General features: G+C 73.2%; 18 protein-coding genes. 13 read left to right on the plus strand and 5 right to left on the minus strand.

Annotated features, from left to right (window positions below):
* Nucleotides 1-209 precede the first annotated feature (209 nt).
* The 3 genes from OG310_RS31845 to OG310_RS31855 all read left to right on the plus strand — a co-directional run bounded on the left by OG310_RS31845 (nucleotide 210) and on the right by OG310_RS31855 (nucleotide 4,649).
* On the plus strand, nucleotides 210-1,142 hold the full coding sequence (locus OG310_RS31845) for a LysR family transcriptional regulator (RefSeq protein WP_329460484.1): 933 nt from the start codon (nucleotides 210-212) through the stop codon (nucleotides 1,140-1,142).
* A gap of 257 nt (nucleotides 1,143-1,399) precedes the next feature.
* Nucleotides 1,400-2,509, plus strand: a complete 1,110-nt coding sequence (locus OG310_RS31850; protein WP_329459297.1) for a DUF1996 domain-containing protein — start codon at nucleotides 1,400-1,402, stop codon at nucleotides 2,507-2,509.
* 367 nt (nucleotides 2,510-2,876) lie between these two features.
* Complete coding sequence (locus OG310_RS31855; RefSeq protein ID WP_329459298.1) at nucleotides 2,877-4,649, plus strand: discoidin domain-containing protein; 1,773 nt, start codon at nucleotides 2,877-2,879, stop codon at nucleotides 4,647-4,649.
* 187 nt (nucleotides 4,650-4,836) lie between these two features.
* On the opposite strand, the gene OG310_RS31860 is transcribed toward OG310_RS31855, so the two are convergent.
* Nucleotides 4,837-5,895, minus strand: coding sequence for a LacI family DNA-binding transcriptional regulator (locus OG310_RS31860; RefSeq protein WP_329459299.1), 1,059 nt, complete (start codon nucleotides 5,893-5,895; stop codon nucleotides 4,837-4,839).
* Between the two features lie 219 nt (nucleotides 5,896-6,114).
* Nucleotides 6,115-6,792, minus strand: coding sequence for a CGNR zinc finger domain-containing protein (locus tag OG310_RS31865; RefSeq protein ID WP_329459300.1), 678 nt, complete (start codon nucleotides 6,790-6,792; stop codon nucleotides 6,115-6,117).
* Nucleotides 6,793-6,927: 135 nt separating this feature from the next.
* Between OG310_RS31865 and OG310_RS31870 the strand changes: the two genes are divergently transcribed.
* From OG310_RS31870 to OG310_RS31905, 8 genes are all read left to right on the plus strand, one after another.
* Nucleotides 6,928-7,872 (plus strand): pyridoxamine 5'-phosphate oxidase family protein, encoded by a 945-nt coding sequence (locus OG310_RS31870; RefSeq protein WP_329459301.1) that lies wholly within the window; start codon nucleotides 6,928-6,930, stop codon nucleotides 7,870-7,872.
* Nucleotides 7,873-8,017: 145 nt separating this feature from the next.
* On the plus strand, nucleotides 8,018-8,785 hold the full coding sequence (locus OG310_RS31875) for a DNA-3-methyladenine glycosylase family protein (RefSeq protein WP_329459302.1): 768 nt from the start codon (nucleotides 8,018-8,020) through the stop codon (nucleotides 8,783-8,785).
* 152 nt (nucleotides 8,786-8,937) lie between these two features.
* On the plus strand, nucleotides 8,938-9,231 hold the full coding sequence (locus tag OG310_RS31880) for a putative quinol monooxygenase (RefSeq protein ID WP_329459303.1): 294 nt from the start codon (nucleotides 8,938-8,940) through the stop codon (nucleotides 9,229-9,231).
* Nucleotides 9,232-9,369: 138 nt separating this feature from the next.
* Nucleotides 9,370-10,146 carry an isocitrate lyase/PEP mutase family protein gene (locus OG310_RS31885; protein WP_329459304.1) on the plus strand — a complete coding sequence of 259 codons (777 nt, stop codon included), beginning with the start codon at nucleotides 9,370-9,372 and terminating at the stop codon, nucleotides 10,144-10,146.
* Nucleotides 10,147-10,523: 377 nt separating this feature from the next.
* Complete coding sequence (locus tag OG310_RS31890; RefSeq protein WP_329459305.1) at nucleotides 10,524-12,428, plus strand: MOSC and FAD-binding oxidoreductase domain-containing protein; 1,905 nt, start codon at nucleotides 10,524-10,526, stop codon at nucleotides 12,426-12,428.
* Between the two features lie 187 nt (nucleotides 12,429-12,615).
* Complete coding sequence (locus OG310_RS31895) at nucleotides 12,616-14,586, plus strand: GAF domain-containing SpoIIE family protein phosphatase (protein WP_329459306.1); 1,971 nt, start codon at nucleotides 12,616-12,618, stop codon at nucleotides 14,584-14,586.
* Nucleotides 14,587-14,688: 102 nt separating this feature from the next.
* A complete protein-coding gene (locus OG310_RS31900; RefSeq protein ID WP_329459307.1) occupies nucleotides 14,689-15,039 on the plus strand; it encodes an STAS domain-containing protein in 351 nt (116 codons plus the stop codon).
* A gap of 334 nt (nucleotides 15,040-15,373) precedes the next feature.
* Entirely contained in the window at nucleotides 15,374-15,580 is a 207-nt protein-coding gene (locus tag OG310_RS31905) for a hypothetical protein (RefSeq protein ID WP_329459308.1), read from the plus strand.
* A gap of 110 nt (nucleotides 15,581-15,690) precedes the next feature.
* Here the strand turns inward: OG310_RS31905 and OG310_RS31910 are convergent, their stop codons facing one another.
* Both OG310_RS31910 and OG310_RS31915 read right to left on the minus strand, forming a co-directional pair.
* On the minus strand, nucleotides 15,691-16,566 hold the full coding sequence (locus OG310_RS31910; RefSeq protein WP_329459309.1) for an SGNH/GDSL hydrolase family protein: 876 nt from the start codon (nucleotides 16,564-16,566) through the stop codon (nucleotides 15,691-15,693).
* A gap of 286 nt (nucleotides 16,567-16,852) precedes the next feature.
* Nucleotides 16,853-17,737 (minus strand): alpha/beta fold hydrolase, encoded by an 885-nt coding sequence (locus OG310_RS31915; protein ID WP_329459310.1) that lies wholly within the window; start codon nucleotides 17,735-17,737, stop codon nucleotides 16,853-16,855.
* 377 nt (nucleotides 17,738-18,114) lie between these two features.
* Here OG310_RS31915 and OG310_RS31920 point away from each other — a divergent pair, with 377 nt between their 5' ends.
* Nucleotides 18,115-20,124: an AfsR/SARP family transcriptional regulator gene (locus OG310_RS31920; protein WP_329459311.1), complete on the plus strand. Its 2,010-nt coding sequence runs from the start codon at nucleotides 18,115-18,117 to the stop codon at nucleotides 20,122-20,124.
* Between the two features lie 169 nt (nucleotides 20,125-20,293).
* Here OG310_RS31920 and OG310_RS31925 read toward each other — a convergent pair whose 3' ends face one another.
* Entirely contained in the window at nucleotides 20,294-21,376 is a 1,083-nt protein-coding gene (locus OG310_RS31925) for an aldo/keto reductase (RefSeq protein WP_329459312.1), read from the minus strand.
* A 149-nt stretch (nucleotides 21,377-21,525) separates the two neighbouring features.
* Here OG310_RS31925 and OG310_RS31930 point away from each other — a divergent pair, with 149 nt between their 5' ends.
* A complete protein-coding gene (locus OG310_RS31930) occupies nucleotides 21,526-22,506 on the plus strand; it encodes an AraC family transcriptional regulator (protein WP_329459313.1) in 981 nt (326 codons plus the stop codon).
* The last annotated feature ends 118 nt before the right edge of the window (nucleotides 22,507-22,624 follow it).

The raw sequence follows: 22,624 nt of genomic DNA on the forward strand, positions 1-22,624 counted from the left end.
CGGTCGGGACGCCGACGGCGGGTCATGCGGCACCGACGGTCCTGCCGACCGCACAGCGGCGCGTCCGTCCCGACGACCGGGCGGACGTCGGACGCCGGGCCGCGGTGGGGACCGCGGTCCCGCGTGTCTCCATGCTGCGCCGGTCCGTGCCGGAACGCCACGACCTGCTGCCTTCCTGCTGGGAGGCCAGGCCTCCTGCCGCACGTAGCATCGCCGGTGTGGAACTGCGTCAACTGCGTTACTTCGTCGCCGTCGCCGAGGAGCTCAACTTCGGCCGGGCCGCCGAGCGGCTGCTGATCGCCGGGCCCTCGCTGTCCCAGCAGATCAAGGTGCTCGAACGCGACCTCGGAGTCCGGCTCTTCGACCGGGACCGCCGCTCCGTCCGGCTCACCCCGACGGGCTCCGCGCTCCTGCCCCACGTCCGTGACCTGCTGGACCGGGCGCGGGACGTCGAGCGGCGTGCCGCGCAGCTCGCGGGATACGAGTCCGTGCGGCTCGGCTACGTCAACTGGCTGCCGCCGGACGTGGTGGCCCGTACCTCGCACGTGGCGCGGCTGCACGTCGACGCCTGGGTCGTCCCCTCCCACGCGCAGGCCGCCAGGGTGGCCGAGGGAGGCCTCGACCTGGCCATCTGCTGGGTACGCGAGCAGGATCTGGAGCGGCACGGCCTGCGTGCCCGCCTCGTCGGCGTGGACCGGCTCTACGCGGTCTCGACCGGCGGCGACACGAGCGAGGTCGCCGCTCGCGACACCGCGGTCCTCATCGACGACGACACGGTGTCGTGGTCGTCCTGGAACGACTACGCCGGCCGACTCGCCCGGGACGTCGGCGCCCACGTCGTACGGATCGACGACGGTGGTGTCACCGGGCCCGCGTTCTTCGACCACGTACGCCGTTCGAGCAGGCCCGTCGTCAATTCGCCGAAGGGGCAGGCCGCACCACTGCCGCCGGATCTCGTCCAGCGGCCCGTCGCGGGTCCCGCGCTGTACTGGACCTGGTCCCTGGTGTGGCGCCGCGGTGAGACAAGCGCAGCCGTGCTCGCGGTCGTCGAAGCCCTCACGGGCTCCGGGCCCGGCGCCGTCCCGGGGCAGGCCGACGGCGACGGCTGGCTGCCGGACGGGGATCCGTACAAGGCCGGATAGCGACTCGACGGGGAAGGCGGGCCCGTGTCCCGCCACGACCTGTCTCCGGACGACACCTGTGGCGGGACGATTCCGGTCCCTTCCCCTTGGGCTCCGCGCCCGGTCCTGCCGCTTGGCCGCCGTCTCTTGACAGGCTTTTGTCATGAGCGCAACACTCCGAGCGGGAGAGCGCTCTCCCAGGCAACCGGCTACCCGTCCGCGGCGGTGTTCGCGCGGCCACCGGTTCCGTCTTCCTCGACGCAGCACAGGAGGTCCCCATGGCACGCAGGTCCAGAGTCTTCTCCGGACTGCTCTTGTTCACGGCGATGAGTCTGACCACGGTCGGTGTGGCCGACATCGCGATGACGGGGAGCGCGTCGGCGGACAGCGCCGCCCCGGCGCACGCGGCGCCCGCCGCCGGTATGGCGGGTGCACGGATGGCGGGTATGGCGATGCCGGCGTCCACCCGGGCGTCGGGCGACGACCCGGACGGCGACGGGTACATCATGGCCGACCCACCGGTGACGGGCGTCACGCCGTCCACGTACGACCCCCCGCACGCGTACTTCCACGAGTTCCAGGCCAAGTGCGCCGCCGACCACACCCTCCCCGACGACCCGATCGTCTTCCCCGGACAGCCGGGGAAGTCCCACGACCACACCTTCATGGGCAACACCGGCACCAACGCCGCTACGACGACGGCCTCGCTGGACACCGCCGGGACCGCCTGCCTCGCGCCCGGTGACAAGTCCGCGTACTGGATGCCGAGTCTGTACAACGGGGATCAGAAGATCCTCCCGATCGGTCCCCAGACGATCTACTACAAGTCCGGTGTCACCGACTACACGAGCGTGCGTCCGTTCCCCAGGGGGCTGCGGTTCGTCGTCGGCGACCCGATGCAGACGCTCGACCAGTTCAAGAACCTGAAGGGAACGGTGGAAGGCTGGGAGTGCGGGACGTCGTACAAGAACTTCGACTTCCCCGCCACCTGCCCCACCACCCCCGACACACAGCTCAACCTACGCTTGCAGGCTCCGAGTTGCTGGGACGGCATGCACCTCGACACGCCGGACCACAAGAGCCACATGTCCTATCCGGTGGCCACGGGCAACAACCAGAACGTGTGCCCCGCCGACCATCCCGTCGCGCTGCCGATGATCGAGTTCAAGATGGCCTGGCCCGTCAACGGTGACATGTCCCAGGTGCGGCTCTCCAGCGGCACGGGACACTCCTTCCACTTCGACTTCTTCGACGGCTGGGACAACGCCACACTGAGTGCGATGATCACGCACTGCGTCAACGGCGGCCTTCAGTGTGACGCCCACGGATACGACGAGGCACAGCCCGGCAAGGGCGCGGTGCTGGACGACGACTACGAGCTGAAGTAGGGCGATCGGCACGACGCCGGTCGATCGGAACCCGCGCCGGGCGCCGCAACCCCCTCGACGGGGGCGGGTTCCCCGCCCCGCCCCGGCCCGGCGACTCGGCAGCCCGGCAGCCCGGCAGCCCGGCAGCCCGGCAGTCCGGCACGTCAGCTGGTCACCCCCCGAGCACTACGAGCGCCGATCGAGGACCCGTGGAGCGCTCTCCCGCTTTCCGCCTGTCGGCCCGGCGCGCTCCGTCGGGCCGGCCCTCTCCCGCCTTCCCGCACACCACGCGAACGCCCCCACGAGCCTGCCTCGCACATGTGCCGGTCCCGGCCCTCCCGTACCCCCGGCTCCCACCCCCACAGGCTCCTGAGCCAAGGAGAACACGATGCACCGATACCCCGCCCGGGGCTTTTGGCCCGCCGGAGCGAAGCGCGCAGCCGTGCCGCTCGCGGCCGCCGCCCTGCTCGCCGGAGCCATGGTGGGCCTCCGGGCCCCGGTGGCACACGCGGCCGGCAACGTCGTCAAGGTGACCGGCTCACAAGGCAACTGGCAGCTGACCGTCAACGGTTCCCCCTATCAGATCAAAGGCCTCACCTGGGGCCCCGCCGCCGCCGACGCGGCCAGGTACATGCCGGACGTCGCGTCGATGGGCGTCAACACCGTGCGGACCTGGGGTACCGATGCCACCAGCGCGCCCCTGCTCGACGCCGCCGCGGCAAACGGTGTCAAGGTCATCGCCGGGTTCTGGCTGCAGCCCGGCGGCGGGCCCGGCTCCGGTGGCTGCGTCAACTACCTCACGGACACGGCATACAAGAACGACATGCTCGCCGAGTTCCCGAAATGGGTCGACACCTACAAGGACAACCCCGGCGTACTGATGTGGAACGTCGGCAACGAGTCCGTGCTGGGGTTGCAGAACTGCTACAGCGGTGACGAGCTGGAAAGGCAGCGCGACGCGTACACGACCTTCGTGAACGACGTCGCGAAGAAGATCCACCAGGTCGACCCGGACCATCCCGTGACGTCGACCGACGCATGGACCGGGGCGTGGCCGTACTACAAGAAGAACGCCCCCGACCTCGACCTGTACGCCGTCAACTCCTACGACGACGTCTGCAACATCAAGAACACCTGGGAGCAGGGCGGTTACACCAAGCCCTACATCGTCACCGAGACCGGGCCCGCCGGTGAGTGGGAGGTCGCGGACGACGCGAACGGTGTGCCGGACGAGCCGACGGACCAGCAGAAGGCCGACGGATACACCAAGGCGTGGAACTGCGTCACCGCGCACAAGGGCGTCGCGCTCGGCGCCACGCTGTTCCACTACGGGACGGAGGACGACCTCGGCGGTGTGTGGTTCAACCTCCTGCCCGACGGGCTGAAGCGGCCGTCGTACTACGCGGTGAAGAAGGCGTACGGCGGCGACACCTCGCACGAAAACACGCCTCCGCAGGTCACGGACATGACGGTCGGCGGCGCGACGCAGGGCGTCGAGACCGGCGCCGACGTGAGCGTCAGCACCAGGACCACCGACCCGGACGGCGACCCCGTCACCTACCAGGTCCTCTTCAGCAGCAACTACATCGACCAGAACAAGGCGCTGGTACCCGCCGCCGCCACCGACCGGGGCCATGGCACCCTCACGGTGAAGGCGCCCGACAAGGTGGGTGTCTACAAGGTCTACGTGAAGGCCACGGACGGACACGGCAACGTCGGCATCGGGACGAAGTCCCTCAAGGTCGTCGCGCCGAAGCCCGCCGGCACGAACCTCGCGCTGGGCAGGCCCGCGACCGCCTCGTCGTTCCAGACCGACCCGACGGGCGGCTGCCCGTGCACGGCGGCCGACGCGGTCGACGGCAACGCGGCCACCCGCTGGTCGAGCGACTGGAGCGACCCGCAGTGGCTCCAGGTCGACCTGGGGGCCTCGACCTCGTTCCACCATGTCCAGCTCTCGTGGGAGGCGGCCTACGCCAAGGCCTACGAGATCCAGACGTCGAAGGACGGGCTGAGCTGGACGACCGTGAAGTCCGTGACGGACGGGAACGGCGACATCGACGATTTCGATGTGAACGGCACCGGGCGGTACGTACGCGTGAACGGCACCGCGCGCGGTACCGGATACGGCTACTCGCTCTACGAGTTCGGCATCTACAGCTGACGGCTGAGCCGGCAGCGGTGTGAGTGCGACGTGCGCCGCGTGATGTGTCCCGCTCGGCGGCGTCCGGACCCGGCGGGCTCCGGACGCCGCCGGGTCCTCGACCCGGCAGTCCCGCTCCGGGCGGTGCGTTCCCGTCCGGGTCTGCCGCAATGCTCCTGGACGTTCGGTGCGTCACGCGCCCGGGGGGTCAGGCCGACTCCCGTACGACCAGCTCCGGTGTGAAGATGACAGAGGTCACGGCGCGGTCCGGGTGCTCGATGCGTTCCTGGAGCAGCCTGGCCATCTCCGCGGCCATGGCCTCGACCGGCTGGCGCACGGTGGTGAGCGGTGGATCGCAGGCGGCGGCCACGGAGCTGTCGTCGAAACCCACCACGGCCACATCGTCCGGCACCCGCCTGCCGTGGTCCCGCAGGGCCTGGCAGGCGCCTTGCGCCATCAGGTCGTTGGCGGCGAACACCCCGTCCAGGTCCGGGCACCGCGCAAGCAGCAGGGCCATCGCCCGGGCGCCGCCGCGGAAGGTGAAGTCGGCCTCGGCCACGTCCGGATAGGGCAAGCCGTGCCGGGCCATCGCGTCCCGGAACCCGGCCAGCCGGTCGTGGCCCGACGCGACGTCCTGCGGTCCCGCGATCGTCACGGGACGGCGGCAGCCCCGGGCCAGCAGGTGCCCGGCCGCGAGCCGCGCGCCGTCCTGGTGGGCGAGGTCCACGTAACTGATGGGGACGGCGCCGGCCGGGCGGGCGAACAGCACGGCGGGCAGCCCCGCCTCGGTCATCATGGCGGGCAGCGGGTCCTCGGCGTGGGTGGAGACGATCAGCGCCCCGTCGGCGCTGCCCTGGCGCAGAAAACCGACCGCCTGGGCGCGGGCGTCGGGAGTCTCGGCGAACATCAGCACCGGATGCATGGAGCGGGGCCTGAGGTAGGCGATGACGCCGCTCACCACGCGTCCGAAGAAAGGGTCGGCGAACACCCGGGAGGCGAAGGCGTTCTGCTCGGTCTCCGAGTCGTCGCCCGCCCCGGAGACGACGAGGGCGATGATCTCGGCCCTGCGCGTCACGAGGGACCGGGCGGCCCGGTTCGGCGCGTAGCCCGTGGCGGCGACGGCCTGCCGCACGGTCTGCTGGATCGCGGGATCGACGTTGCGCACCCCGTTGACGACCCGCGAGACGGTCGCGCGGGAGACGCCCGCCGCGCGTGCCACATCCTCCAGTGTGGGGCCGCCGGACGAGGCACTCGACTCTTGGTTCATGACCGGAAACTCTACAGGGGAGAGCGCTCTCCATCGGCCGCGACGGTTCCTGAACGGCCTTCGCCGGCCGCGTTCCCCAGCTGGCGCCGGGAGGGACGGAGGCCGTGGGCCGCACGGCGGTACGGGTGGTGCGGTGTCCGGTTCCCTCGCCGGTCGGCCCGGTCGGCCCGGTCGGCCCGGTCGGCTCGGCACCGGGGCAGTCGGGTCCTGCGGACGGGGTCAGGCGCCGCCGCCCCGGCCGTGATGGCGTCGGTAGTGACGGCCGACCCGGGCCCGGTTCCCGCAGCCGGCGGAGCACCACTGCCGGCGGGGGTGGTCGCGCACGAAGTACCGTACGCAGCCCGGCGCGTAGCAGGCCCGTAGCTGCTCCCTGTCCGGGCCCGCGAAGAGCAGGACCGCCTCCTCCGCGATCTCGGCGAGCGCTCGCGTCATCACGTCGCCTGCGGCGAGCCGGTGCCGGTGCGGTTCCCCGTCGGCGGCCCAGGCGAGACGGGACCACGCGGAGGCGCCCGCGCAGGCCTCGTTGAGGACGCGGACGGCTGTCGCGAGGTCCGTCCCACCGGGCGTGCGGCCCGGCCGGGTGTCGGCCGTCGCCTCCGCCGCCAGGCGGCGCAGTGCGTCACGCAGCCGGGTGAACGACTCCGTCCCCGTGGTGGCCGGGGGCCGGCCGTCGGGAGGCGTGGCCGGGTGCAGCGAGAGGCGGGGGGCCACGGCGAGAAGCCAGGCGTCCGCTCCAGCGGAGCCGTCGTCGCGGGGGGCGAGGGCGTCGTGCACGCCCTCGCGGTCGGCCCAGACAGTGTTCATCAGCTCGACGGGCAGCGGCTCGCCGAGCAGCAGGGACGCCACGGGCGTGGCCGTCGCGGCGGGGTGGTCGCTCTCGCGGTCGGCGCTCTCCATGGCAAGGACTCTAAAGCGTGTTTCTAATGGTTACAACCATCGACAACCATTTGACACAGCGCATGAGGCGTGGTTTTCTGGCGCCGGTGGAGTGGGGGGAAACCCGTTCCGCGGACCGCGTGAGGAGTGAGGGCCATGACCCCCGTGAGTGGATTCCACGAAGGCGAGCTGGCTGTCCAGCGCAGGGCCGGGGTCCGAAGCGAGGCCCAGCGGCTGTCCCCCATGCTGGAACGGCCGTTCCTGGGGGGAGGGGCGGGACGTTTCCTCGCCGACCGGGACCTGGCCGTCCTGAGCGCCCGCGACGGGGACGGGACGCTGTGGGTGTCGCCCCTGGTCGGGGCCCCGGGCTTCCTCGACGCGTACGGCACGGCACTGCGCGTGGGCGTGCTGCCGCGGCCGCGGGACCCGCTGGAGGTGCCACTCGCGGGCGGAGCGGCCGGGCTGATCGCCATCGACTTCGCGACGCGCCGGCGGATGCGGGTCAACGGCACCATCGAGGCGAGCGGTCCGTACGGCTTCGCCCTGGCCGTCGACCAGGCGTACGGGAACTGCCCCCAGTACATCCAGCAGCGCAGGGTCGAGCACGGGCACGAGGACGCCGGAGGCGCGGATGCCGTGCCGGAGGCGGGCGTCGTCCGCGGACCGGGTGCCCGCGAGGACCGCCTCACCGAAGAGCAAGCGGCGCTGATCGGGCGCGCGGACACGTTCTTCCTGGGTACCGCCCATCCCGAGCGCGGCAGTGACGCCTCGCACCGGGGCGGCCCCGCGGGCTTCGTCCGGGTCGACGACGACGGCGGCCTGTGGTGGCCGGACTATCCCGGCAACAACATGTTCAACAGCCTCGGCAACCTGGCCGTCGACCCCACCGCGGCCATGCTGTTCGTCGATTTCGCGACCGGCGACACCGTCCAGCTCACCGGTACGGCGGCCGTCGACTGGACGCGGAGCGGCGTGCCCGGGGACGACGGCGGCACTGGCAGACGGGTCCGGTTCATGCCCCGCGCGACGCTGTCGGGGCGAGTCGACCTGTGGGCGGCCGAGGTGGCCCCGTACCGTCTCAATCCGCCGCTCACCGCCTGACCGGCGCCAGTTGCGGCCCGGCATCGCTGGACGAGCATCACCGGCCGGGCGCCGTCCGGGTGGCGTGAGCGGGGCGACGACGGCGGCCGGCCGGCCGGACGGACGGGACATCCCCAGCGGGAAGTCGGAAGGGAGACCGGAAACGATGGGCGAACACCCCCCGGCCGGCCGCCGTTCTGGCGGGAGTACCTCCGGCGTGGTGCCCGAAGGCGCCGCGGCCGGGTCCACGGAGGCCGGCGCCTCCCGGGCCGCCGCTGAACTCCGTGAGCGGGCCTACGGGGAACTCGCCGGGCGGGACGCCGTGTTGCGGCGGCTCGTCGAGACGCGCGGCCGGCCCGACCCGTTCGTCTGGGAGGACGGCGGGCGCACCGGCGACGACCCGTTCGCGGCCCTCCTGCTGCACATCGCGGGCCAGCAGATCTCCACGCGCGTCGCGTTCGTGCTGTTCGACCGCATCCGGGACGCCGTGGGCCGCATGCCCGACCCGGCCGGGATCATCGGGCTCGGCCCGGAGCGCCTGCGTGCCTGCGGCCTGTCACGCGCCAAGGCGTCGTACATGCTCGGACTCGCCGGCCTGCAGGAGGACGGCGGGATCGACGTGTACGGCCTGGGGGCGCTGGACGACGAGGCCGCCCTCGCGTCCCTCACGGCGGTGAAAGGGCTCGGGGTATGGACCTCGGAGATGTTCCTCCTCCACCAGTTGCGACGGAAGGACGTACTGCCCTCGGGGGACGTCGGTATCCGGCGGGCGATCGAGCGCGCCTGGGAGCTCCCCGGCATCCCCACGGTGCGGGAGACCGAGCGGCGCGGGCGGTCCTGGGCGCCGTACCGCTCCTTCGCGACGGCGCTGCTGTGGGCGTCCCTGCGCCCGGCCGCCGGGGCGGGCGCGGGGGGCACGGGAGCCCGCGCCTGACCGGGCCCGTCGATCGGGCCCGCACGGCGGTGCCGTGCTCACCGCCGTGCGGGCGCCCCACGGACAGCGTGCTTGACCGACGGTTGTGCCCGGCATTGAATGGATCACGGGAAAAGCTCTGTCGGCCCATGAGTTCGAGGAGGCGCCACCGTATGGCCGAGCTGCAGGTCATCGCCCGGTACACCGTCACCGAAGGCAAGGAGGCGGACGTCCTCGCGCTGCTCGGCGAGCTCGCCTCCGCCAGCCGGTCGGAACCGGGGAACCGGGCGTTCGAGGTCTGCCGGCGGGTGGACGAGCCGCGCGGTGTGGTCCTGCTGGAGCGGTACGCGTCGCGGGCGGCGTTCGCCGCGCACCGGGAGACGCCGCACTTCAAGGACCTCGTGCTCGGGCGCATCGTCCCACTGCTCGACAGCCGGGTCGTGGAGCAGTACGACGTTGCCGAGTAGTCCCGTCGTCCCGCGCAAGGGGGAGACCGGTGCACGTTGGGGTGCACGGGATCTCACGCGCCTCTCTCCTCACGCGGGTGTACGACACGTACAAGGACGCACGAGAGACATGAGGCGCATGTGAAAGGTGCCGGGGCCATGACCTTCCTGGAACTGCACCACCGAGACGGCCCGCCGCTCCTCCTTCCCAACGCGTGGGACGTCCCGTCCGCGCTCGCGTTCGCCGAGGCCGGTTTCCCGGCCGTCGGCACGACCAGCTTCGGCGTGGCCGCGTCAGCGGGGACCCCGGACGGCGCACGGACTTCGAAGGACGCGACGCTCGCGCTGGTACGGCAGCTGGCGCCGCTTCCCGTCCACGTGTCCGCGGACATCGAGGACGGATACGACGACACACCCGAGCGGGTCGCCGCGTACGTCGCCTCGCTGGGCGCCGACGGCATCAACATCGAGGACAGCTCGGCCGAGCGGCTCATCGATCCCCGGCGGCACGCCGCGAAGATCGCGGCGATCAAACAGCGCACCCCCGACGTCTTCGTCAACGCCCGTGTCGACACGTACTGGTTGCGGCAGGACGCCCGTCGTGCCGCGTCGCTCGAACGGGCGAGGGTGTACGTGGAAGCGGGCGCCGACGGTGTCTTCGTCCCCGGCGCGTCGGATCCGGCGGATCTCCGGGCGTTCGCGGACGCCCTTCCCGTACCCCTCAACGTCCTCGTGGTGCCCGGCGTGTCCCTCGCCGAGCTGGGAGAACTCGGGGTGCGGCGCGTCAGCACCGGCTCGTTGCCGTATCGCAGGGCCGTCGACGCCGCCGTCGAGGTGGCCGCGTGCGTGCGCGACGGCCGGCCTGTACCGACCGCGACGCCGTACCCCGTGATGCAGGAGCGCCTCGTCCGGTACCGGGACTCGCGCGGGAAGTGACCGCCGGGGTGGGCACGCCGCACGGCGTGGGAACGCGCCGGACAGGGAGGAGAGGACGAGCGGGGCGCGGACGGCGGCGGCCACGGGGGCCCACGCCGCACGAGACGGCATACGCCGTGTGCCCGGTGCGCATGGGGCCGATTGCGCGCTGTGCACGGGCGTGGTGCACGGGCGTGGTGGGCGTGGCATTCGGTGTGTGTGGCCCCGGTGGGTACGGCACTCGGTGCGTGCGCACGGCATCCACGGGACGTCCGCGCTGTGCCGGGCGTCCGACGCCGTTAGTGTCGAAGCAGGGTCGACATCGGTGCGGGGGCCGAAGCGGAACACGAGGAACGTCCCGATCGAGAAAGACACATCGCCGAGCATGAGGTGACGCCATGGCCACCCTGGTTTCGTTGAACGTGGGTCTGCCCAAGGATGTGCCCTGGCAGGGCAGGACCGTCTACACGGGGATCTGGAAGCAGCCCGTGTCAGGGCCGCGCAGGGTCCGCCGGCTGAACATCGACGGTGACGGGCAGGGCGACACCGCCGGACACGGCGGCGAGATGCGGGCCGTGATGGTGTACCAGCTCGACTCGTACCGCCACTGGGCGAAGGAGCTGGGGCGGGACGACCTCGGCAACGGTGAGTTCGGTGAGAACTTCACCGTGGAGGGGCTGCCCGACGACGAGGTGTGCATCGGGGACCGGTACCGGATCGGCGACGCGGTGTTCGAGGTCTCGCAACCCCGCGTGACCTGCTACCGGGTCGGGATGCGTCTCAACGAGCCACGCATGCCGTCGCTCCTGGTCTCGCACCGGCGCCCCGGTTTCTACCTCCGGGTCATCACCGAGGGCGATGTGGAGGCGGGCCAGGAGATCGTCAAGGTCGCCTCGGGACCCGGCGCGATGACCGTCGCCGAGGTCGACGGCCTGCTCTATCTGCCGGGCCACCCGGAGGAACGCCTGCGGCAGGCGGTGCGCATCGGTGCGCTGAGCCCGGGCTGGCACCAGTCCTTCTCCACGATGCTGGAGCAGGGCGACGCCCCCGCGACGGCACCCTCCGCCCCGGCCTGGGCGGGGTTCCGGCCGCTGCGGGTGGTCCGTACGAAGGTGGAGAGCCGCAGTGTGCTGTCGCTGTGGCTCGCCGCGGAGGACGGCTCCCCGCTGCCCGCCGCGTCACCCGGCCAGTACCTCACTGTGCGTCTGGACGCGGAGCGGTCGGTTGACGCCACCGGGGACGCGGAGGCGTCGGTCCACGCCACCGAGGATGTCGGCGCGTCCGTCCGGGAAGGCGCGGAACACGCCGGGCCCGGCTCCGCCGCGGCGCCTCGCGGTGCGGACGGGAAGACTCCGGCGGACGGGACCGCGGGGGCGGCCACCGCCGGGCCGCCGCTCGTACGGAGCTACTCGCTGTCCGGCAGGCCGGGCGGCGACCAGTACCGCATCAGTGTGAAACGCGAGTCGCACGGCGTCGCCAGTACCCGTATCCACACCCAGGTGCACGTGGACGACCTGCTCCAGGCCGCCGCCCCGCGCGGCGCCTTCGTCCTGGAGCCCGGCAGCGGACCGCTCGTCCTGGCGTCGGCGGGCGTGGGGGCGACGCCCGTCCTCGCCATGTTGCGCGCGGTCGTGGACCACGACCGCCAGCGCCCTGTGTGGTGGCTGCACGGCGCCCGTGACGGCGCCGACCACGCGTTCGCGCAGGAGGTACGGCAACTGCTGGACGAGCTCCCGCACGGCCGCCTGGTGGTCTGCTACAGCCGTCCTCGCCCGGAGGACCGCCGGGGCACCGACTTCACGTACGCCGGGCACCTCGACGCCGGGACCCTCGGCCCCCTGAGCCTGCCGCCCGACGCTGAGGCCTACCTGTGCGGCCCCGTCGCGTTCATGGACGACCTGACCGGGGCCCTCGTCGCCGGGGGAATGCGGTCCGAGAACGTGCGCCGCGAGGTCTTCGGCGCGGGATCCGCCCTCACGCCCGGCATCGCGGCCGCCGCGAAGCGCCCGCCGCATCAGCCGGAAGGCGCCTCGGCGACCGCCACGGGGCCCGCGGTGACGTTCGCCCGCAGCGGCCTCACGGTCCCGTGGGGGAGCGGCGCCGGCGCAACGCTGCTGGAACTGGCCGAGGCCTGCGACGTACCGGTCCGCTGGTCGTGCAGGACCGGCGTCTGCCACACCTGCGAGACGAGTGTCTTCTCGGGCGGTGTCGCCTACGACCCGGAACCCATCGAACCTCCCGCAGACGCGACGGTCCTCATCTGCTGCTCGCGGCCGGACGGGGACATCGTCCTCGACCTCTGACCCGGTCCTCGGCCTTCCTTCCGCCCCGGCCCTCCCCGCGGCCCTCGACCTGCCTCCCGCCCCCGGCCCGGGAGCGGGACACCCGCCGGTCTGCTGCCCGGCGTGCTCGGCGGCCCCCTACGCCATCGCCGCATACGATGCGGGGAACGGGGAACGTGCTCCGACGGCATGAGCCTGGGAGGCCGGTGTGACACGGAGCGTGACACCTGCCGGCACCGACGGCCCCGAGCGTTTCGCGGCGCTGCGTGACACGGGCCTGTCGGCCGCGCGGGACGACGGGATGGACCGCTTCGCGCGGCTCGCCGCCCGGGTGCTCGACACACCGGTGGCGTTCGTGTCGCTGCTGGAGGAGGACCGGCAGGCACTCCCGGGCATGTGCGGACTGGCGCAGCCGTGGGCGGGTCGCCGGTCCGCGCCGCTGTCCCGCGCGCCCTGGCGGGACGTCGTGGTCTCCGGTCGGCCGTTCGTGCCGGAGCGGCCGCGGCGGCAGGAGGCGCCGCACGCGCAGTGGGCCGCCCGGGAGCTGGGCGGTGCCGCCTGCGTGGCGATGCCGCTCACGGACGGCGAGGGCAGCCGCGTGCTGGGCGCGCTGTGCGTCATCGACGACAGGCCGCGCGAGTGGGGCTCCGCCGATCTGGCCGTCCTGGAAGACCTGGCCCGGGCGTGCTCGGCCGACCTCGGATCGAGGATCCTGGCCCGGCGGAACCTGGACACGCAGCGCCGGGCCCGCTCCGCACAGGAGACCGCCGAGATCACCGGCGCCCGCGCGGTCGTGGCACGCGGCAGGGCGGAGTCGGCGCGCCGCACGGCCGAGGTCGCCCAGGACGAGGCGGAGGAGGGCCGGCAGTCCGCACGCCTGCTGGAGCAGCAGGCACGCCAGGGCCTGCAGCACGCCGAACTGCTGCTGGCGGCCTCGGAGGGTCTCGCGCAGAGTGTCGGCGTCGATGACGTACGCCGTCGCCTGCGCGATCTGTTCGCCGAGCCGGTCGGCTATGTGGGGCTGCTGCTCGTGGAGGGCGGCGGACTGCGCCGCGTACAGGACCCCGACGTGGAGTACCGGGTGGAGGGCGACCTTCCGTACATGCCGCTGTCCGCGGGTTTTCCCAGCGCCCAGGCCTTGCGTGAGGGCCGGACCGTGATGGTGGCCGACCGGGAGGACTTCGCCGCGAGATACAGCGCCGAGGCGTTGTCGGGGCTGGACGCGCTGGGCATGCGGGCCACCATGTGTGTGCCGCTGACCGGCAGCCGGGGTGCGCTGGGTGTGCTCGCCCTGTGCTGGCCGGAGCGGCACGACGCGCCCGTGATCGAGCGCGCCACGTTCACGGCGGTCGCGGGTTATGTCGCGCAGGCCGTGGAGCGCGCCCTGTTCGTGGACGAACGGATCTCCGTGGCGCACCAGTTGCAGGCCGCCATGCTCACCGACCTGCCGGCGGTCGAGGGCCTGGAGATCGCCGCCGTCTATGTGCCCGCCGCAGTCGACGACATGGTCGGCGGGGACTGGTACGACGCCTACCGGCTGCCCACGGCCGAGCCCGGGGAGCCGGTCTCCGTGGCGATGACCGTCGGTGACATCACGGGCCACGACATGCACGCCGCCACCGTGATGGGGCAGGTCCGCAGCATGCTGCGGCAGGCGACCTTCGACCATGTCTCGGAGGGTCCCGCCGCCGCGCTGACCGCCCTCGACCTGACCTCCACCTCCATGGGACTCGAACCGGGCGGTACGCTCGTCCACGCCCGCCTGGAACGGTCCGTGTCCGACACCTGGGTCCTGACCTGGTCCAACGCGGGACATCCCGTACCGCTGCTGCTGGACGGCCCGGGACGGGCGGGCCGGCTGACGGAGCACGACGCGATGCTCCACCCGGTCCTCGGGATGCCGTCACGGTCGGAGCGGCGGCGCGTGCTGCGGCCCGGCTCGATCCTGCTCCTGTACACGGACGGGGTCGTGGAACGGCGGGGGGAGGACATCGACGCGGCCACGGACCGGCTCGCGGAGATCCTGGCCACGCACCGGGAGCTCCCCCTGCCGGACCTGCTCGACCGGGTCGTCCGCCACGTCGCGGCTCCGGGCGAGGACGACATCACCCTGCTCGCGGTACGAATCGGGCCCGCGGACGGTTCCCCGCGCCCGGCGCGGGCAGTCGCCCTACAGTGAGGTTCCGTCGGCGGGTGTCCGCCGACGGGTTTCTGTCCCGAGGGGCCTCACCCCGTGCCGACCCGGCGCGCGGCCCCCACACCGGTTGAAGGATGCTGCTTCATGGCTGTCCACGGCCTCGCTGGACGAGCCGACGTCGTCACCCGGGCCTTCGACCACAACGGGCACCGTGTCGTCGTGCTGCACGGCCCCCTCGACCGCTTCACGGAGGACGCCGTCCGCGAGGCCCTCGCCCCCGGGCGGGGCCTGCCGCTCGTGGTCGACCTCTCCGACGTCGGGCGGCTCGGTATCGACGTGGTGGCGGTCTTCCTCGGGGCTCGCGCCCGGGTCGGCCTCGTCCTCGCCGGTCCGTTCGCGCGGGGAGTGGTCCGCACACTCGAAACCTCCGGCACTGAGGACTTCTTCGTGAAGTACGGGACGCTGCGTGACGCCCTGCGGGCCGTCGACGCCTGAGGTCGCGGGGGTGCGGCTCCCGGGCAGCGCGCCCCGCCGGTCCATGGCCCACGCGGTCGCTGACGACACCGGTTCTGACACACGCGGGTCGCTGACGGACGTCCGTACCGTCCGGAGGCGCCACGAGGGGCCGGTCCGTACTCACCTCTTACTGACCGTCCCGCCTTCGGGTGGCCTGCCGCCGGGCCCCGGCGGCGCGGAGGGACACTCCCCGCCAGGGCTGGGCACTGATCAAGTGGCTCACCCGGAAGGGTCACGTCGGGTCGCGGATCGGTACAGGCGGTGCGGAAAGGGTGAGGGAACCGCTGTCACCACCACCAGCGGGAGGTACCGCATGCGTATGAACATCGTCCGCGCCGCGGCCGTCGTCGCCCTGGGCATGGCCGCTCTCGTCCCCGTCACCGCAACGGCGTTCGCGGATGGTCCCGACGCGGGCACCGGGCACGGCTTCATCGCCGGTCAGGGCAGCTTCACCAACATCGGCGGCCCCTACGGCATCACGCACGCCGAGGGCGGCTTCCTCGCGGCCGGCGCCGAGTAGTCGTACACGTCTGTTCGGATCCGGCTCTTTCCGCACGCCGCGACGGCCTCGCTCCCGACCGGGGGCGGGGCCGTCGCCCGTGTGCGCCGGGGGCCGGCGCGCTCGGCGGGTCAGCCGTCGCCGAGCACGGCCAGGGTGCGGGCGGCCATCTGCTGTTCACCGAAGGCGTTGGGGTGGACCGGGACGAAGTTCGTGCCGAACAGGATGGGTTCGATCCAGCGCGTGCCCGCCGGGGCACAGGCGTCGTGACCGTCCGACGCCGCCGCCATGTCGACGAAGGTCGCCCCGGTGTCGTGCGCCGCGCGTTGCACGGCCGAGTTGAGGTGGGTCTGCAGGTCCCTCAGGTACGGCACGTCGCCGGACGCGATCGGCATCTTCGCGAAGCACGACGGGTCGGCCGTCGCGGGCACGATCCAGGGGTAACCGAGAACGGCGACGCGGGCGTTCGGTGCCTTGTCCCGCACCTTCTGGAGCGCCGCGCGGAGCGCCGGATACGTGGTGTTGTCGATCGTGTTGTCGAACGAGTTCCCGTACAGGGCCTTGCAGGGGCTTCCGTGGCCCGCCGTGACGACGCCGGCGGAGCCGCACGCCAGGATCGCGTCGATGAACGTGTCGCTGTCGTTGCCGCCGATGGTGAGGGTCACCAGGCGGGTGCCGCCACTGAGCGCGTCGAGTTGCGGCGCCACGCCCGGGTACTGGGACCCGGCGAAGTCCGTGGTCTCGGCACCGCCACAGGTGACGTCGTGGAGCTGCGCCCCGAGGCGGGACGCGAGGACGTGGGGGTAGTCGGCCGTGGACCGGGCGCAGAGCAGGGGGGCGGTCGGGTCGAGCGGCAGGATGCCGGACCCGGCGCTGTAGCTGTCGCCGAGAGCGACGTAGGCAAGGGGCGTCGCGGCCTGGGCGGTGGGGGCGGTGAGTCCGAGAGCCACCGCGCCCGCGGCGGCAGCGGCGGCGGTGAGACCTCGGACCAGGGCGCGCATCGACATCTGTGTTCTCCTCGGATTCGGCGTGAGGGTGCCCGGCGTACGGCCGGGTGGTGAAGTGAGCGGCGCGCTGCGGAAGTTACTTGCGAGTTAAGTTCCGGTCAACGGTTCGCGCAACACCACTCGCGTACGGCTGGAAAAAGCCCCTGCCGGGGGAGGGGACCCGCCGGGCCGAACACGTTCAGGGGGCGGACCGCGCGCCTCGAAACGGAACGCGCTCACCTGCCCCGGGGCCACGGCCGGCGCGGCCCGCCGCGGACGCGGGGTCGTCGCGCCGGGCCGCACCCGGTCATGCCAGTAGATTCCGCAGGGTCTTCACCGTCTCGGCCGGTGCCTCCTCGGCCATGAAGTGACCGCAGGTGACGGTCGTGTGGCGCACGTCGGGCGCCCAGGCGCGCCACAGGGCCGCCGCGTCGTAACCAAGGGCGGCACCCCAGTCCTGCTGGAGCACGGCGACGGGCATCCGCAGCCGGTTGCCGGCCGCCAGGTCCGCACGGTCGTGGTCCACGTCGATGCCGGCCGAGGCGCGGTAGTCCGCCACGATGGACGGGACGGCAGTGCGGCAGGCGTCCAGGTAGGCGGCGCGGATCTCGGCGGGCAGGGCATCCGGGTCCTTCGTCCACACGTCGAGGAAGTGGCCGAAGAAGCCGTCAGGGTCGGCGCCGATCATCCGCTCGGGAAGGCCGGGCGGCTGCGCCATCAGGTACAGGTGGAAGCCGACGGCCGCCGACGCGCCGTGCAGCGCGTCCCACATGTCGAGTGTCGGCAGCACGTCCAGGCATGCCAGGTGGGTGACGGCGGCAGGGTGGTCGAGCGCCGCACGGAAGGCCACCAGCGCGCCGCGGTCGTGCCCGGCCAGGGCGAACCGGTCGTGGCCGAGCGCCGCCGCGAGCGCGACGACGTCCTCGCCCATCGTGCGTTTCGCGTATGTGCCGGGACCGGCCTCGGCGGGCTTGTCGCTCGCCCCGTAACCGCGCAGGTCCGGACAGATCACGGTGTGGTCCGCCGCGAGGTCGGCGGCCACGTGCCGCCACATCAGATGGGTCTGCGGGAAACCGTGCAGCAGCACGACGGCGGGACCCGTACCGCCGACCGCCGCGTTCAGGGACACGCCCTCGGCGACGCGGACACGGTGGTACGCGAAGCCGGGGAGGGCGGGAGCCGGGGACGTCATGGTTGGGGTTCCTTTCGTGGACGACCAGGGCCCAAGCCTCACGCCCGCAGATGAGCATCGGATCAGCACGGCCTACGCTTAGCGCATGGGGTGCCTGAGTGGGGCCCTGGTGGGCGTGGCGCCCTGTTGGACGGGCGGCCGGGCGGTTCGTACGACGTACGACCGGGCGCTCCCGCGCCGGGAACCACGGGTGGCAGCGCTCCACCGTCCCCGGTACCGGCGGGAACCGGGCGGTGCCGTCCGAGGGCCGGCGGCCGGGCCGGTGGTGCGCTTCCGCGGATCGCGGCGCCGTGCGGGCGGCGGCGCCGCGGTCGGTGCTGAACCGAGGGCGTCGGGTGCCGAACCGAGGGAACGGAGAGGAAGGGCGGGTCAGGGCGGTGCGGGTCGCGATCGGAGTACTCGGGCCCGTACAGGCCTGGGACGAGGCGGGGCAGGAACTCGCCCTGAAGGGGCCGCGCCACCGCGCCGTGCTGGCCCGGCTGGTCGTGGCGCGCCGCCGTGTCGTCCCCGTGAACCGGCTGGTCGCCGATCTGTGGACGGAGCCGCCCCCTGATGCCGTGGGCGCGGTACGCACCTTCGTCGCGGCCCTGCGACGGGCACTCGAACCCGAACGGGCACCCCGCGAACGCCCCCGCCTCCTGGTCACCGAGGGTCCCGGCTACGCGCTGCGCGCCGAGCCGGAAACGGTCGACGCCTGGTCCTTCGAACGCGACGCCGAAGCCGCGGCGACACTGCCCCCCGGCCCGGCCGCGAAGCTCCTTGGTGAGGCGCTGGCCCGCTGGCGCGGACCCGCCTACGCCGACTTCGCGGACGAGCCGTGGACCCGTACCGAACGGGCGCGCCTCGCCGAACTGCGCCTCCAGGCGGTCGAGGCCGAGGCAGAGGCCCGGCTCGCGCTCGGCCTCGCGGCGGAGACGGTCCCCGGCCTCGACGCTCATGTGGCCGACCACCCGTGGCGCGAACACGCGTGGGGTCTGCTCGCGCTCGCCCTGTACCGCAGCGGGCGGCAGGGCGACGCGCTCGCCGTGCTGCGGCGCGCCCGCGCCCTGCTGGCCCAGCGCCTCGGGATCGACCCGGGGCCCGCGCTGCGCCGGCTGGAACGCGACATCCTCGATCAGGCCGACCACCTCGGCCCCGGCCCCGGCGGGGTGGCGCAGCGTGTGTGGGCCGGCGCGTCCGCCGCGTACGACAAGGCTGTGGCGTCCGGCGCCCGGGTCCGCCTTGAGTCGACGGTGGGACTGCTGCGCGGTCTCGCGGTCACCGGCGGACCCGGGCTCGTCGCCGCCCGCGAGCACCGGCTCGCCGCTGCCCTCGCCGCCGAGGAACTGGGTGACGCGGAACTCGCGGCGCGCGTGATCGGCGCGTACGACGTGCCCGCCGTCTGGACCCGGGTCGACGACCCGCCTCAGGCCGCGGGGATCGTCGGCGTGGCCGAACGCACTCTCGCGGCGCTCCCGCCCGAGGGGTACGAGGCCGCTCGCGCCAGGCTCCTCACCACGATCGCCCTGGAGGCCCGGGGCGCCCCGCCGGCCGCCGAGCCCGGTCCGCTGCCCCGCGGCCGGCGGGCCGCTCTGGAGGCCGAACGGCTCGCCCGCTCCCTCGACGACCCGGCGCTGCTCGCCTTCGCCCTCAACGGCCGGTTCATGCAGAGTTTCCACCGCACCGGCCTCGCGTCCGACCGTGACGCGACCGGCGCGGAACTCGTCGAGCTGGCCGCCCGGCACGGCCTCGTCACCTACGAGGTGCTCGGTCACCTGATCCGGTGTCAAGCGCGGTCCGCACTCGGTGACTTCCCCGCCGCCGACCGGCACGCCGGGGCCACCGACAGCCTCGCGGAGCGCAACGAACTGCCGCTGGCGGGCGTGTTCACCCGCTGGTACCGGGTCCTGCGCCGTGCCGCCACGGGCGCCGACACACTGGCCGGAACCGAGGCCGCGTACCGGCGGGCCGCCCGGGTCCTGGACGGTGCGGGCATGCCGGGGCTCGAACAGGGCCTGCTCCCGCTCGCGTTGCTGTCCCTGCGCGTCGCACGCGGTCTGCCGGCGCCCACCGATGCGAAGGACACCGCCTGGGGCCCCTACGCACCGTGGATCCTCCCGTTGGTGATCCTGGCGCGGGAGGGCGACGATGGCCGTGCCCCCGCCCGCGCGGCTCTGCGGGCCCTGCCCGACCCGCCCGGCGACCTGCTGACGGAGGCGATGTGGTGCCTGGCCGCCCGGGCGGCCGTGGACGCGGGCGACCGGCCCACGCTGCTGCGTGCCCGCGCCGCGCTCGCCCCGGCGTCCGGCGAACTCGCGGGCGCGGGCAGCGGGTTGCTCACCCTCGGTCCTGTCGACGTCTGGCTCGGCGTCATCGGGGCCGCCCTCGAAGGACCATCCGGCCGGTAGCGCGTCCGCCCGGCACCGTCAGGGGCTGTACGGCCGTACGGCGTTGTGGGTCTGCGTCCGTACGGCGCTGTGATCCTGCGTACGCAGGGCCCGTCGGGTGCCCGGACCCGCGACGGCCGTGACGGTGCTGAGCCGGGTGTCCCCGTTCCGGGGGCGGGGCCGGGTCCGCTCAGTAGCGGGTGGGGCTCTCCGCCAGCGGCGGGTAGACAGTGGTCCGCACGCCGTCGACGGTCGCCCCCGCGTACTGGAGCATCGCGCCGACCTGCCGGTTGAGAGCGGCGGGGAAGTTCAGCGCGGGCTCCGAGACGGCGTCCAGGGTGGCGCGCTGGGACTCGGTCAACCGTACCGTGAGACCCGCCAGGTTCGCCTCCAGGTGCGTGACGCTGCGCGGCCCGATCAAGGTGGAGGTGACGCCGGGCCTGCCCTGGACCCAGGCGAGCGCGACGGCCGCCGGGCTCGCCCCGGCCTCCTCGGCGACGGCGCCGAGCGCGTCGATCACGGTGTACTGGGCCTCGCTCGGTTCGCCGAGGATCCGCGCTCGGCGGGTGTCCGCGGGAATCCCGCCCGTGCGCGTGTACTTGCCGGACAGGTAGCCGCTCTTGAGGGGGCTCCACGGCAGCATTCCCATGCCGGCGTCGCGCGCCAGCGGGATCAGCTCGCCCTCGATGGTCCGCTCCAGCAGCGAGTACTCCATCTGGAGCGCGGTGAGCGGGGTCCAGCCGCGCAGCAGGGCCGTCGTGTGGGCCTTCGAGGTGAACCAGGCGGGCGTGTCGGAGAACCCCACGTAGCGGATCTTCCCCGCCGTCACCAGGTCGTCCAGTGTGCGCAGCGTCTCCTCGACGGGTGTCGATCCGTCGTGGTTGTGCAGCCAGTACAGGTCGATGTAGTCGGTACCCAGGCGCCGCAGCGACGCCTCCAGTTGGGCGACGACCGCCTTGCGTCCGGCGCCGCCGCCGTTGGGGTCGCCCACGTGCAGGTTGCCGAAGAACTTGGTCGCGAGGACGACTCGGTCGCGCAGTCCCGGCTGACCGGCGAGGAAGTCGCCGAGGATCTTCTCCGAGTGACCGTTGCTGTACAGGTTGGCGGTGTCGACGAAGTTCCCACCGTGGTCGAGGTAGGTCCGCAGGATCCGTTCCGACTCGGCGACGTCGCAACCGTTCCCGCCGTCCTCGCCGAAGTTCATCGCCCCCAGGCAGAACGGGCTCACCCGGAGACCGGAACGGCCGAGGCTCACATAGGAATCGAGTGTCATTTTTCCGCTCCCGCGACAGATGGGATGTGCTGGTGTCTTCGAGTAAACCCGCACGACCTGCGATGACGTGAGACCGATCCTGCCGCACTCTTGCACGATCCTGGCGGCTTCGCCCGACGGCCGCCCTTGCCGTGCAAGGTCCCCGGTGGTTGGATCGAAGGGTGTCCCACCCCGACCCGGGGTCCTCCGGTGGACCCCCTTGCCTCGACGAGCTCCGCGAACTGATCACCTCGTACGTCCGGCGGCCGGGCCGCGCCCCTGCCGGCGTGCTGCTGTCGTGCGTGGAGGAATCCGGCCCCCCGGCCTCGTCGGTCGCGGAACCCGTCCTCGCCGTGGTCGCGCAGGGCGCGAAGCGGCTGACGGTCGGTGACCGTATCCACGACTACGGGGCCGGCCAGTACCTGGTCGTCTCGGTCGGCCTGCCGGTGACCGGCCACTACACGCGCGCCACCCCCGAGCGGCCCTTCCTCGGATTCGGGCTCACCCTCCGGCCCGCCGCCATCGCCTCGCTCCTGCTGGAGGCGGGGCCGGCCGGGTACGCGGGGGAAAGCAGCGGACCGGCGGGCGGGGACGGGACGCGCACCCCGCCGGGCATCGCGGTCGGGGACGTCTCCCGCGACCTGCTCGACGCGGTGGTGCGGATGCTCCGGCTGCTGGGCCGGCCCGGCGACGCGCCCGTCCTCGCGCCGATGATCGAGCGGGAGATCCTCTGGCGCCTCGTCACGGGACCGCAGGGCGCCCTCGTCCGCCAGATCGGCCTCGCCGACAGCCGGCTGTCCCACGTCGGCCGGGCGATCCGCACGCTGCGGGAGCGCTTCGCCGACGCGCTCCGCGTGGACGACCTGGCCCGGATGTCGGGCATGAGTACGTCCGCGTTCCACCGGCACTTCCGTGCCGTCACCGCGATGACGCCCATCCAGTACCAGAAGAACATCCGCCTCCAGGAGGCGCGCCTGCTGCTCGTCGGCGGGCCGCGGGACGTGGCGTCCGTCGGGTTCGCGGTCGGGTACGACAGCGCGTCGCAGTTCAGTCGCGAGTACCGCAGGCACTTCGGGGTGCCACCGGGCCAGGACGCCGTTCGCCTGCGGGAGTTGGCCGGCAGCGCGGCGACCGGCGCGGCCCCGCTCTGAGATCCGGCCGCGGTGCGCGTCGCCTCTGCCGCGCCCAGGTCGAGTCCGGGCCCCGCGCCCAAGGTGGGTGCGGGCCCGGACTGCGGAAGGCCCCGGCCGCGGGCGGTGCGGGTCCCCG

It is taken from the genome of Streptomyces sp. NBC_01497, assembly GCF_036250695.1.
GTDB lineage: Bacteria > Actinomycetota > Actinomycetes > Streptomycetales > Streptomycetaceae > Streptomyces.